Source organism: Pseudomonas sp. PLB05, assembly GCF_021106615.1.
Classification (GTDB): Bacteria; Pseudomonadota; Gammaproteobacteria; order Pseudomonadales; family Pseudomonadaceae; genus Chryseomonas; species Chryseomonas benzopyrenica.
Map to the genome: position 1 here is coordinate 1,157,635 of NZ_JAJOHO010000002.1, position 12,773 is coordinate 1,170,407.

Sequence of the window (12,773 nt, forward strand, 5' to 3'; positions counted from 1 at the left end):
TTTCGTTTCTGAAGTTCGAGGTAAGACATGACGACCCGCGAAGCGGAAATCCAGCGGCGCACGGCGCTGTCGGAAACCCGGGTGGCCAAGGCGGTCTTCCCGCCCACCACCAATCATCACGACACCCTGTTCGGCGGCACCGCCCTGGCCTGGATGGACGAGGTGTCCTTCATCACCGCGACGCGCTTCTGCCGCAAGCCACTGGTCACCGTCTCCACTGACCGGATCGATTTCAACCACCCCATCCCCGCCGGCTCCATCGTCGAGCTGATCGGCCGGGTGGTGAAGGTTGGCAACACCAGCATCAAGGTGCAGGTGGAGGTCTTCGTCGAAGGCATGCTGGCGGAAGGGCGCGAGCGCGCCATCAACGGCGCCTTCAGCTTTGTCGCGGTCGATGACGAGGGCAAGCCGACGCCGGTGCTGCCAGGCTTCGCCGCGTGAGCGCCGAACGGCTGATCGAGGAATTCCTCGACGCCCTGTGGCTGGAAAAGGGACTGTCGCCCCATACCCGCAGCGCCTATCGCACCGATCTCCTGGCCTTCGCCCGCTGGCTGGAGGGCAGGGGGCTGACCCTGGAGAACCTGGGTCGCGACGCCGTGCTCGATCACCTCGGCTGGCGCCTTAGCGAGGGCTACCAGGCGCGCTCCACGGCGCGCTTTCTCTCCGGTCTGCGCAGCTTCTACAAGTATGCCGTGCGCGAGGGGCGGGTCGCCGAGGACCCGACGCTGCTGGTGAGCATGCCGCAACTGGGCGCGCCGCTGCCCAAGAGCCTGTCCGAGGCGGACGTGGAAGCCTTGCTGGCCGCACCGGATACCGAAGACACCCTGGGCCTGCGCGATCGCACCATGCTCGAGGTGCTCTATGCCACCGGGTTGCGGGTGACCGAGCTGATCAGCCTGACCCTGGACGAGATCAACCTGCGCGAGGGCTCGCTGCGGGTCTTCGGCAAGGGCAGCAAGGAGCGGCTGATCCCCTTGGGCGAAGAGGCCATCGCCTGGCTGGAAGACTATCTGAAGACCGCGCGCCCGCTGCTGCTGGGCGGCCAGCCCGGCGATATCCTCTTTCCCAGCCAGCGGGGCACGCCCATGACCCGGCAGACCTTCTGGCACCGCATCAAGCTGCATGCCCAGGTGGCGGGCATCCGCACCTCGCTGTCACCGCATACCCTCAGGCACGCCTTCGCCACCCATTTGCTCAACCACGGCGCGGATCTGCGCACGGTGCAGATGCTGCTCGGCCATACCAGTCTGTCCACCACCCAGATCTACACCCACGTCGCCCGCGTGCGGCTGCAGCAACTGCACGCCCAGCACCATCCCCGCGGCTAGGGCCCACCGCCGTAGTCGGCAGGTCTGTGGTAGGCTTGCCGGCGTCTCAACAGGAGTCAAACATGCGTATTTCCCAACTGTTGCTCGCCGCTTGCCTGGGGCTCGGCGTGCAACTGGCTCAGGCCGAACCTGAGCAGGCCATTCGCCAGAGCCTGACCGCGCTGCAGCCCAATCTCGCCATCGAGTCCATCGCCAAGAGCCCGCTGGAAGGCCTCTACCAGGTCCAGCTCAAGGGCGGCCGGGTGCTCTATGCCAGCGGCGACGGCCAGTTCGTCATGCAGGGCTATCTGTACCAGGTCAAGGACGGCAAGGCCTCCAACCTGACCGAGAAGGCCGAGAACGTCGCCGTGGCGCGGCAGATCAACGGCCTCGACCGCAACCAGATGATCATCTATCCCGCCCAGGGCGAGACCAAGGCGCACATCACCGTCTTCACCGACACCACCTGCCCCTATTGCCAGAAGCTGCACGCCGAGGTGCCCGAGCTGAACAAGCGTGGCATCGAGGTGCGCTACCTGGCCTTCCCGCGGCAGGGCATGGGCTCGCCGGGCTCCAAGCAGCTGGAATCGGTGTGGTGTGCCAAGGACAAGCCGGCGGCGCTGAACCAGATGTTCACCGGGCGTGAGGTCAAGTCCGAGAGCTGCCAGAGTCCGGTCGCCCAGCAATTCGCGCTGGGGCAGAACATGGGTATCCAGGGCACGCCGGCGATCATTCTCGCCGATGGCCAGATGATCCCGGGCTACCAGCCGGCCGACCAGCTGGCGGAAGCGGCAATCGGCGCCCGCTAGGCGCCTCAATCAGAGCTATGAACGGGGCCGCGGAGCGGTCCCATACGACATGGGGATAAGGGTGTGAAGCCGGTCAAAGTAGGCATCTGTGGTCTGGGTACCGTGGGCAGCGGGACCTTCAACGTACTCAAGCGCAACGCCGAGGAAATCGCCCGGCGCGCCGGACGGGGTATCGAGGTGGCGCAGATCGCCCAGCGCCGACCCAATCCCCAGTGCGATACCGGCAGTACGCCGATCACCGCCGAGGTCCTGGCGGTGGCCGACAATCCCGAGATCGACGTGGTGGTGGAGCTGATCGGCGGCTACACCCTGGCCCGCGAACTGGTGCTGCGCGCCATCGCCAACGGCAAGCACGTGGTCACCGCCAACAAGGCGCTGATCGCCGTGCACGGCAACGAGATCTTCGCCAAGGCACGCGAGCAGGGCGTGATCGTCGCCTTCGAGGCCTCCGTGGCCGGCGGCATCCCGGTGATCAAGGCGCTGCGCGAAGGCCTGGCCGCCAACCGCATCAACTGGGTGGCCGGCATCATCAACGGCACCGGCAACTTCATCCTCTCCGAGATGCGCGAAAAGGGTCGCACCTTTCCCGATGTCCTGGCCGAAGCCCAGGCGCTGGGCTATGCCGAGGCCGATCCGACCTTTGACGTCGAAGGCATTGATGCTGCCCACAAGCTGACCATCCTGGCCTCCATCGCCTTTGGCATTCCGCTGCAATTCGACAAGGCCTACACCGAGGGCATCACCCGCCTGACCACCGCCGATGTCGGCTACGCCGAGGCGCTGGGCTATCGCATCAAGCACCTGGGCGTGGCACGTAGCACCGACCAGGGCATCGAGTTGCGGGTGCACCCGACGCTGATCCCAGCCGATCGGCTGATCGCCAACGTCAACGGCGTGATGAACGCGGTGATGGTCAATGGCGACGCCGTCGGCTCGACGCTGTTCTACGGCGCCGGTGCCGGGCAGGAGCCGACCGCCTCGGCGGTGGTGGCCGACCTGGTGGACGTGGTTCGCGCCATGACCTCGGATCCCGAGAATCGTGTACCGCACCTGGCCTTCCAGCCCGATGCGCTGTCCGACCATCCGGTGCTGCCGATCGAGGCCTGCGAGAGCGCCTACTATCTGCGTATCCAGGCCAAGGATCACCCGGGCGTGCTGGCCCAGGTGGCGAGCATCCTCTCGGCGCGCGGCATCAACATCGAGTCCATCATGCAGAAGGAAGCCGAGGAACATGACGGCCTGGTGCCCATGATCCTGCTGACCCACCGCGTGACCGAGCGCCACATGGTCGAGGCCATCACCGCGCTGGAAGCCCTGGACGATGTCGTCGGCGATGTCGTCCGCATCCGTGTCGAGCACCTGAACTGAGCAGCCTGGCGGCGCCCGGCGCCGCCGTCTTTCCCGAGGTCGAGTCATGCGTTACATCAGTACCCGCGGCCAGGCGCCCGCGCTGAATTTCGAAGAAGTGCTGCTGGCGGGTCTCGCCAGCGATGGCGGTCTCTATGTACCGGAGAACCTGCCGCGCTTTTCCCTGGAAGAGATCGCCTCCTGGGCCGGTCTGCCCTACCACGAGCTGGCCTTCCGGGTGATGAAGCCCTTCGTCGCCGGCTCCATCGCCGATGCCGAATTCAAGGCCATCCTGGAAGAGACCTACGCTGGTTTCGCCCATAGCTCGATCGCGCCGCTGCGTCAGCTGGATGCCAACGAGTGGGTGCTGGAGCTGTTCCACGGCCCGACCCTGGCCTTCAAGGACTTCGCCCTGCAACTGCTGGGACGGCTGCTCGACCATGTGCTGGCCAAGCGCGGCGAACGCGTGGTGATCATGGGCGCCACCTCCGGCGACACCGGCTCGGCGGCCATCGAAGGCTGCAAGCGCTGTGAGAACGTCGACATCTTCATCCTCCATCCGCACCAGCGGGTGTCGGAAGTGCAGCGCCGGCAGATGACCACGCTGCTGGGCGACAACATCCACAACATCGCCATCGAAGGCAACTTCGACGACTGCCAAGAGATGGTCAAAGCCAGCTTCGCCGATCAGGGTTTCCTCAAGGGCACCCCGCTGGTGGCGGTCAACTCGATCAACTGGGCGCGGATCATGGCCCAGATCGTCTACTACTTCCACGCGGCCCTGCAGCTGGGCGCCCCGGCGCGCTCCATTGCCTTCTCGGTGCCCACCGGCAACTTCGGCGACATCTTCGCCGGCTACCTGGCGCGCAACATGGGGCTGCCGGTGAGCCAGCTGGTGGTGGCCACCAACCGCAACGACATCCTGCACCGCTTCATGTCCGGCAATCGCTACGACAAGCAGCAGCTGGAAGCCACCCTGTCGCCGTCCATGGACATCATGGTCTCGTCCAACTTCGAGCGCCTGCTGTTTGACTTGCACGGTCGCGACGGCCTGGCCCTGGCCGAGCTGATGGCGAACTTCCGCAGCAGCGGCACCCTGACGGTGGCGGACGATCGCTGGACCGAAGCGCGCAAGCTGTTCGACTCCCTGGCCGTGAGCGACGAGGAGACCTGCGCCACCATCGCCGAGGTCTTTGCCGCCACCGGCGAGGTACTGGATCCACACACCGCCATCGGCGTGCGCGCCGCTCGCGAATGCCGCCGCAGCCTGGCCACCCCGATGGTGGTGCTGGGCACGGCCCACCCGGTGAAATTCCCCGAAGCGGTGGAAAAGGCCGGCATCGGCGCGACCCTCAGCCTGCCGACCCACCTGGCCGATCTGCTGCAGCGTGAAGAGCGCTGCACCGTGCTGCCCAACGACCTGGCCGCCGTCCAGGCCTTCGTCAGCCGCCACGGCAAGCGTGGTCAGCCGCTGTAAGGGGTTCGTCCAACCTGCGACCGTAGGTTGGGTTGAGACGGCTCCATCGTCGAAGCCCAACGAGGCAGACTCCAACCGTCGCTGCTACGCTCAGCCCAACCTACGGATCCACGGTCCCAAGCCTATCGGCCTTTTCCGGTACAATGCCCGGCTTTCCCTGCCGGTGACCCGCCCATGGCTCTGCAAGCCACGCCCTACAAAGTCGAACTCAACCTCACCGATCTGGATCGCGGGGTCTACGAGAATCTGCGCCTGACCGTGGCGCGGCATCCCTCCGAGACCGAGGAGCGAATGGCGGTGCGGTTGCTGGCCTATGTGCTCTGGTACAACGAGCAGCTGGCCTTTGGTCGTGGCCTGTCCGACGTCGACGAGCCGGCGCTGTGGGAAAAGAGTCTCGATGGCCGGGTGCTGCACTGGATCGAAGTCGGCCAGCCCGATGCCGAGCGCCTGACCTGGTGCAGCCGTCGCACCGAGCGCACCAGCCTGCTGGCCTACGGCAACCTGCGCGTCTGGCAGACCAAGGTGGTGGACGCGGTCAGGACGCTGAAGAATCTGCACATCGCCGCGGTTCCCGCCGAGCCCCTGGCCGAACTGGCCCGTGATCTGCCGCGCAGCATTTCCTGGCAGGTGATGATCAGCGAAGGCACCCTGTTCGTCACCGACGACCGCGGTCAGCACGAATTGCAGCTGGAATGGCTGCTGGGCGAACGTTGATGCGCCTGGAGCCCCGTCCGCTACCGGCGGTATTGCCCGACCTGGGCGACTTGCCGCCGCTGCTCACCCGGCTCTATGCCGCCCGCGGCGTGACCCTGCCGGAAGAACTGGACAAGGGGCTGGCGCGGCTGGTGCCCTATCACCAGCTCAAGGGCATCGAGGCGGCGGTGGAGCTGCTGGCGCGCGCCCTGGAAGAGCGCCGGCGCATCCTCATCGTCGGCGATTTCGACGCCGATGGCGCCACCGCCAGCGCCGTGGGCGTGCTGGCCCTGCGTCGCCTGGGCGCGGCCTGGGTCGACTACCTGGTGCCCAATCGCTTCGAATACGGCTACGGCCTGACGCCTGAGATTGTCGCCGTGGCCCTACAGCGCGAACCCGAGGTGCTGCTCACCGTCGATAACGGCATCTCCAGCCTGGATGGAGTGGCCGTGGCCAAGGCGGCCGGGCTGCAGGTGGTCATCACCGACCACCACCTGCCGGGCGCCGAATTGCCCGCCGCTGATGCCATCGTCAATCCCAACCAGCCGGCCTGCGCCTTTCCCAGCAAGTGCATCGCCGGGGTCGGGGTGATCTTCTATGTGATGCTGGCGCTGCGCAGTCGCCTGCGCGAGAGCGGCTGGTTCGCTCGCCAGGGCCTGGCGGAGCCCAATCTGGCCGAGTTGCTGGATCTGGTGGCCTTGGGTAGCGTCGCCGACGTCGTGCCGCTGGACGCCAACAACCGCATCCTGGTGCACCAAGGGCTGATGCGCATCCGCGCCGGTCGGGCACGCCCGGGGCTTAAGGCGCTGCTGGAAGTGGCCGGGCGCCAACCGGGCAAGGTGGCCTCCAGCGACCTGGGTTTCATCCTCGGCCCGCGGCTCAACGCGGCGGGGCGCCTGGACGATATGTCCATCGGCATCGAATTGCTGCTCTGCGAAGACCCGCAACTGGCGCAGGAGTATGCCCAGCAGCTGGACGACTTCAACAAGGATCGCAAGAGCATCGAGCAGGGCATGCAGCGCGAGGCGCTCAAGCAGCTCAAGGAATTGCCGGAAGACAATCTGCCCTTCGGTCTCTGTCTGTTCGACCCGGAGTGGCACCAGGGCGTGATCGGCATCCTCGCCTCGCGCCTCAAGGAAAAGTATCACCGCCCGGCGCTGGCCTTCGCCGACGACGGCAGTGGCAACGGCATGCTCAAGGGCTCGGCGCGTTCGGTACCCGGGCTGCACATCCGCGATGCCCTGGACGCCGTGGCGACCCGTCATCCGGGGCTCATCACCAAGTTCGGCGGTCACGCCATGGCCGCCGGCCTCAGTCTGCCCCAGGCGCATTATGAGACCTTTGCCAGCGCCTTCGACGCCGAGGTCCGTCGCCATCTGCAGGCCGACGACCTCAATGGGCGCCTGCAGACCGATGGCTGCCTCGCTCCGAGCGAATTCCAGCTCGATCTGGCCCAGGCCCTGCGCCAGGCCGGCCCCTGGGGGCAGCAGTTCCCCGAGCCGCTGTTTCACGGCACCTTCGAGATCCTCTCCCAGCGCCTGCTCAAGGAACGGCACCTCAAGCTGACCCTGCGCAGCGAGCAGGGCGGCCCGGAGCTGGACGGCATCGCCTTCAACATCGACCGTGACACCTGGCCCGATCCCAACATCCGCTGGGCCGAGCTGGCCTATCGGCTGGACGTGAATGAATTCCGCGGCAACGAGAGCGTGCAGTTGCTGGTGGTGCACCTGGCACCGCGTTAGTCGGAACAGCGACCTATTCTGTTCGGGAACACTCCAATGCGGTGAATCCCGACTAGACGAGGTCCGCCATGAGTCTCCTGTTCCAGCCCCTGACCCTGCGTCAGCTGACCCTGCCCAATCGCGTGGTGGTCTCCCCGATGTGTCAGTATTCCAGCGAAGACGGCTTCGCCAACGACTGGCACCTGGTTCACCTGGGCAGTCGCGCCACCGGTGGCGCCGGCCTGGTGATCTTCGAGGCTACCGCGGTCACCGCCGACGGGCGCATCACGCCCCAGGACCTGGGGTTGTGGAAGGACGAGCAGATCGAGCCCCTGCGCCGTATCACCCAGTTCATCGAAGGCCAGGGCAGCGTCGCCGGTATCCAACTGGCCCATGCTGGCCGTAAGGCCAGTACCTGGCAACCCTGGCTCGGCAAGCACGGCAGCGTGCCCATCGCCGAGGGCGGCTGGGTGCCGGTGGCGCCCTCGGCCATCGCCTTCGATCCCCAGCACACCCGGCCCACCGCCATGGATCGCGACGACATCGCCAGCATCCGTCGGGCTTTCGTGGACACCGCTGAGCGCGCCCTGGCGGCCGGCTTCAAGGTGGCCGAGGTCCATGCCGCCCACGGCTATCTGCTGCACCAGTTCCTCTCGCCGCTCTCCAATCGCCGCGAGGACGATTACGGCGGCAATTTCGAGAATCGCATCCGCCTGCTGCTGGAAGTCACCGCCGATGTCCGCGCGGTCTGGCCGGAAGCGTTGCCGCTGTTCGTGCGGGTTTCCGCCACCGACTGGGTGGAAGACGGCTGGGATGTCGATGAGACGGTGGAGCTGGCACGCCGATTGAAGACCCTGGGCGTCGACCTGATCGACGTCTCCTCCGGCGGCACCGCCGCCCAGGCCGACATTCCCACCGGGCCCGGCTACCAGACCCAGTTCGCCGAGCGGGTGCGCAAGGAGGCTGGGATTCCCAGTGGCGCGGTGGGCATGATCACCGATGCGGCCCAGGCCGAGCACGTGCTGCGTACCGGCCAGGCCGATCTGGTGCTGCTGGCCCGCGAACTGCTGCGCGATCCCTACTGGCCGCTGAACGCCGCCGAAGTCCTACGGGAAAAGGTCTCCTGGCCGCCGCAATACGTGCGCGCCGCGCACCGGGATACGCCGCTGCGCAAGCCGTTCGGGGAGGAATAGGGCGCGGGAAGGAGCCATCCGTGCGGATGGCTCCCCGAATCAGGGCTTGACCGGGCGCAGCATCGCCTCCAGGGCGTCGCTGTCGTAGTAGTCGCCCAGGTACCAGATGCGGCCGTCGCGGATCTTCATGATGCTGGCGCCGCGGATCTTGACCGGCTGCTTACCGGTAGCGGTGACGCGGTTGCCGGTCAATTCCCATTCGAAGGCGATGCTGCGCGGGCCGATGACTGGCTTGTGCACCATCTTCACCTGCAGATCCGGGACGGCCTTGAGGGTGACCTTGACGATGCGGTCGCGGGCCTGGGTACGGCTGGTCTCGGTGGTGGCGGCGCCGCTGTCGAAATACTGCACCTTGGGGTCGAGCAGGGCGCTGGCGGCCTCGGCATCGTGATCGTTCCAGGCATCGAGATAGCGATTGGCAATGAGGCGGGCATCCTCGGCGGCGGCCTGGACCTGGCCGGCGATGAGGGCGAGCGATAGCGCGAACAGCACAGCCAGACGCGAGCGCATGGGGTGTCTCCGGCAACTGCAAGGGAAAGGCGCAAGAGTAGCGCCGTGGGCGGCCCGCGGTCAGCAATATTTTGTATCAACCGGCTGATCGCGACGGCGACCCCGGCAACATTCGGTAAGCAGGTGCCGGGAGCCAGACGGTGTGGTCAGCGGTCCTAAAGGGCTGAATCCTGACTCTGTGGAGGTCATCCATGAACACCCGCGGTTTGCTTGATCAATTGCTCAAGGCGGGCCAGCAGGCGCTGGCCAAGAAGACCGGTCACTCGGCCCCCCGACCCGGCACGGCGTCCACCGGCAAGGATTCCCTCGGCGGTCTGCTCTCCGGACTGGGCAACAGCGGCCTGGCGGCTGGGGCCCTGACCGCGCTGCTGGGCAGCAAGCGCGGTCGCGCCATGGGTGGCAAGGCGGTCGGCTATGGCGGTCTGGCGGCGCTTGGTATGGTGGCCTACAAGGCCTATCAGTCCTGGCAGGCCAATCAGGCCCAGGGGACGGCGGCCGTCGAGCCCCGTACCGTGGATCGGGTACCGGAGCACGAAGCCGAAGCCCATGGCCGGGCGGTGCTGATCGCCCTGATCGCGGCAGCCAAGGCCGATGGTCATGTCGATGACCAGGAGCGCCAGGCCATCGAGGCCGAGATGGCCAAGCTGGATGACGATCCCGAGTTGCGCAGCTGGCTGCAGCGCGAACTGGAGCAGCCGCTGGATCCGGCCAAGGTCGCCACGGCGGCGGAAACGCCCGAGATGGCCGCCGAGATGTACCTGGCCAGCCTGATGCTGATCGACGATCAGCAGTACATGGAAAAGGCTTACCTGGACGAACTGGCGCGTCAGCTGCGCCTGGAGCCGGGCCTGCGGGCCGAACTGGAGCGCGAGGCCGCGGCGGTCTGACGGCTAGGCGAGCGGGCGTTCCTCGCCCAGCAGGACGCTCCGCTCCGCCGCGCAGAGGTGCAGCAGGAAATCCCAAACCACGCGCAGGCGCGCTGAGCGGTGCAACTCTCGGTGCGTCGAGATCCAGTACTCGCGGGTGAAGGAGCGCTCCGGCAACACGCCCTCCAGCGGCGTGCCCTGACCTACCAGATAGCACGGCAGCACGGCGATGCCGACGCCGGCGCAGGCCGCTTCGCGCTGGGCAATGACACTGGTGCTGCGAAAGACGATGCGCGGATCCGAACAGAGTCCCTGGATGAATTGCAGTTCGCGGGTATACAGCAGGTCGTCGACGTAGCCGATGAAGGTCTGCTCGCCCAGGTCGGCTTCGGCGCCTAGGGGTGGCGCCCGATCCAGGTAGGCGCGACTGGCATAGAAACGCAGGCGATAGGGCGTCAGCCGCCGACCGATCAGGCCTTCGGCGGTGGGTCTTTCCAGGGTGATGGCGATGTCCGCCTCGCGATTGGTGACGCTGACGAAGCGCGGCACCGAGACCAGCTCCACTTCCAGGCCCGGATAGTCGCGCAGCAGCGCCCCCAGGCGCTGGGCGAGAAAGCCAGTGCCCAGGCCTTCGGTCACCCCTACCCGCACCTGGCCCAGCGGATTAAGTCGCTGGGTTACCGCCTCCTGGGCCAGCAGTGCGGCTTCTTCCATCGCCTGGGCGTGCGCCAGCAGGGCCTGGCCAGCGGGGGTGAGCTGGTAGCCGCTGGCCTGTTGCACCAGCAGCTGGCTGCCCAGGGCGCGTTCCAGAGCCTCCAGGTGGCGGGCAACGGTCGCATGACTGACGCCCAGGCTGCGGGCGGCGGTAAGCAGGCGGCCATGGCGCTGGACCTCCAGAAAAACCCGCAGATCGTTCCAGTCGAACATCCTGTTTCCTCGTCGATGCCTGTCTGACCAGCCGCTTGCAGGGCGCTGTTCAGAAATGCACAGCCGTTGCCCGTTTTCTGCGACTGTTGTTCGCGGATGACGACACTAGGATAGGGACCACAACAACAAAAAAGCGAGGGAACGTCATGCCCAGTCCTGCTGCGGAATATGACTTCATCATCGTCGGCGCCGGTCCGGCCGGCTGCCTGCTGGCCAATCGGCTGTCCGCCGATCCGGCCCATCGCGTGCTGCTGCTGGAAGCCGGCGGCCGTGACAACCATCCCTGGATCCACATCCCCGTCGGCTATCTGTTCTGCATCGGCAATCCACGCACCGACTGGTGCTTCAAGACCGAGGTGGAAGCGGGCCTGGGTGGCCGCGCGCTCAACTATCCCCGCGGGCGGGTGCTGGGCGGCTGCTCCTCCATCAACGGCATGATCTACATGCGCGGCCAGGCCCGTGACTATGACGGCTGGGCCGCCGCCGGTAATCCGGGGTGGGGCTGGCAAGACGTGCTGCCGCTGTTCAAGCGCATGGAAGATCACTGCGATGGCGCCTCGACCTTTCATGGAGCAGGGGGCGAGTGGCGGGTAGAGCGCCAGCGCCTGCACTGGACGCTGCTCGACGCCTTTCGCAGTGCGGCCGACCAGACTGGCATCGAGCCGGTAGAGGACTTCAACACCGGCGACAACGAAGGCTGCGGCTATTTCCAGGTCAATCAGCGCAATGGGGTGCGCTGGAATGCGGCCAAGGCCTTTCTCAAGCCGATCCGCCAGCGCGCCAATCTGCAGGTGCTGACGGGTGTCCAGGTGGAGCGGGTACTGCTGGAGGAGGGCAGGGCGCGGGCGGTGCTGGCGCGGCTGCCGGGCCAGGCCGAGCCCCAGCGCCTGGTGGCGCGCCGGGAGATCGTGCTCTGCGCCGGCGCCATCGGCTCGCCGACCCTGCTGCAGCGTTCCGGCATCGGCCCGCGCGGCCTGCTCGAAGGGCTGGGCATCGGTGTCCAGCATCGGCTGGAAGGGGTCGGCGGCAATCTGCAGGATCACCTGCAACTGCGCCTGATCTATCGGGTGCATGGCGTGCCGACCCTCAATGCCCTGGCCGGCAGTCTCTGGGGCAAGCTGGGCATGGGCCTGGAGTACCTCTGGAGCCGCAGTGGTCCCCTGGCCATGGCGCCGAGCCAGCTGGGCGCCTTCGCCCGCTCCGATCCGGAGCAGCCTTCGGCCAATCTGCAATACCACGTGCAGCCGCTATCGCTGGAGCGCTTCGGCGAGCCCCTGCACGGCTTTCCCGCCTTTACCGCCTCGGTGTGCAACCTGCGACCGGCCAGTCGTGGCCAGGTGGCCATCCGCAGCGCCGACCCCCAGGCCGCGCCGCTGATCCAGCCGCGCTACCTCAGCGCGCCGGAGGATCTCAAGGTGGCCGCCGACGCCATCCGCCTGACCCGGCGCATCGCCGCCGCCCCGGCACTGGCCGCTTACCGGCCCGAGGAGTATCTACCGGGCCTGGCCTATCAGAGCGAGGAAGAACTGCAGCAGGCCGCGGGCGCCATCGGCACCACCATCTTCCATCCTTCCGGCACCTGCCGCATGGGGCAGGGCGCCGATGCCGTGGTGGACGCCCGCCTGCGGGTGCATGGCATTCCCGGGCTGCGGGTGGCCGACGCCTCCATCATGCCGACCCTGGTCTCGGGCAACAGCTGTTCGCCAACCCTGATGATCGCCGAACAGGCGGCCACCTTCATGCTGGCCGAGGCGCGGGAGCAGAGCATTCACGAGCTGCCCGCCGCGGTTGCCCGGGCCAGCGCCGTCTCGGCGGCCTAGCTGCGTCCATCCGGTTCCACCGACGGCGGAGCCTCCCGCCGTTTCCACCGTAGTAGCTGTCGCCCATAACAACAATCAGCCCGGCGATCCCGGGTCAGGAGAA

At 67.0% G+C, this 12,773-nt stretch carries 12 protein-coding genes; 10 read left to right on the forward strand and 2 right to left on the reverse strand.

The annotated features are described in order from the left end of the window. Positions 1-27 precede the first annotated feature (27 nt). The 8 genes from LRS53_RS11990 to LRS53_RS12025 all read left to right on the forward strand — a co-directional run bounded on the left by LRS53_RS11990 (position 28) and on the right by LRS53_RS12025 (position 8,547). Complete coding sequence (locus tag LRS53_RS11990) at positions 28-441, forward strand: acyl-CoA thioesterase (protein ID WP_007160958.1); 414 nt, start codon at positions 28-30, stop codon at positions 439-441. Further along, the gene (gene xerD, locus LRS53_RS11995; RefSeq protein ID WP_017640793.1) at positions 438-1,328 is read left to right on the forward strand and encodes a site-specific tyrosine recombinase XerD; all 891 of its coding nucleotides are present in this window, start codon (positions 438-440) and stop codon (positions 1,326-1,328) included. Before LRS53_RS11990 ends, xerD begins: the two co-directional genes overlap by 4 nt. A 62-nt stretch (positions 1,329-1,390) precedes the next feature. Further along, positions 1,391-2,116, forward strand: a complete 726-nt coding sequence (locus LRS53_RS12000) for a thioredoxin fold domain-containing protein (RefSeq protein ID WP_064307871.1) — start codon at positions 1,391-1,393, stop codon at positions 2,114-2,116. 63 nt (positions 2,117-2,179) lie between these two features. After that, positions 2,180-3,484, forward strand: coding sequence for a homoserine dehydrogenase (locus LRS53_RS12005; protein ID WP_017640791.1), 1,305 nt, complete (start codon positions 2,180-2,182; stop codon positions 3,482-3,484). A gap of 46 nt (positions 3,485-3,530) precedes the next feature. Continuing rightward, a complete protein-coding gene (gene thrC / locus LRS53_RS12010) occupies positions 3,531-4,940 on the forward strand; it encodes a threonine synthase (protein ID WP_231356027.1) in 1,410 nt (469 codons plus the stop codon). A gap of 174 nt (positions 4,941-5,114) precedes the next feature. Then, positions 5,115-5,654, forward strand: coding sequence for a YaeQ family protein (locus LRS53_RS12015; RefSeq protein ID WP_007160963.1), 540 nt, complete (start codon positions 5,115-5,117; stop codon positions 5,652-5,654). Continuing rightward, entirely contained in the window at positions 5,654-7,375 is a 1,722-nt protein-coding gene (recJ, locus tag LRS53_RS12020) for a single-stranded-DNA-specific exonuclease RecJ (RefSeq protein ID WP_231356028.1), read from the forward strand. The genes LRS53_RS12015 and recJ overlap by 1 nt, the downstream gene beginning before the upstream one ends. Before the next feature lie 68 nt (positions 7,376-7,443). Beyond that, positions 7,444-8,547, forward strand: a complete 1,104-nt coding sequence (locus LRS53_RS12025) for an NADH:flavin oxidoreductase/NADH oxidase (protein ID WP_231356029.1) — start codon at positions 7,444-7,446, stop codon at positions 8,545-8,547. A gap of 39 nt (positions 8,548-8,586) precedes the next feature. On the opposite strand, the gene LRS53_RS12030 is transcribed toward LRS53_RS12025, so the two are convergent. Then, complete coding sequence (locus LRS53_RS12030) at positions 8,587-9,057, reverse strand: nuclear transport factor 2 family protein (RefSeq protein ID WP_017640787.1); 471 nt, start codon at positions 9,055-9,057, stop codon at positions 8,587-8,589. A gap of 191 nt (positions 9,058-9,248) precedes the next feature. Here LRS53_RS12030 and LRS53_RS12035 point away from each other — a divergent pair, with 191 nt between their 5' ends. Beyond that, a complete protein-coding gene (locus LRS53_RS12035; protein WP_231356030.1) occupies positions 9,249-9,944 on the forward strand; it encodes a tellurite resistance TerB family protein in 696 nt (231 codons plus the stop codon). A 3-nt stretch (positions 9,945-9,947) separates the two neighbouring features. On the opposite strand, the gene LRS53_RS12040 is transcribed toward LRS53_RS12035, so the two are convergent. Continuing rightward, positions 9,948-10,850 carry a LysR family transcriptional regulator gene (locus tag LRS53_RS12040; RefSeq protein ID WP_231356031.1) on the reverse strand — a complete coding sequence of 301 codons (903 nt, stop codon included), beginning with the start codon at positions 10,848-10,850 and terminating at the stop codon, positions 9,948-9,950. A gap of 146 nt (positions 10,851-10,996) precedes the next feature. Between LRS53_RS12040 and LRS53_RS12045 the strand changes: the two genes are divergently transcribed. Next, the gene (locus tag LRS53_RS12045; protein ID WP_231356032.1) at positions 10,997-12,670 is read left to right on the forward strand and encodes a GMC family oxidoreductase; all 1,674 of its coding nucleotides are present in this window, start codon (positions 10,997-10,999) and stop codon (positions 12,668-12,670) included. Positions 12,671-12,773: the final 103 nt, after the last annotated feature.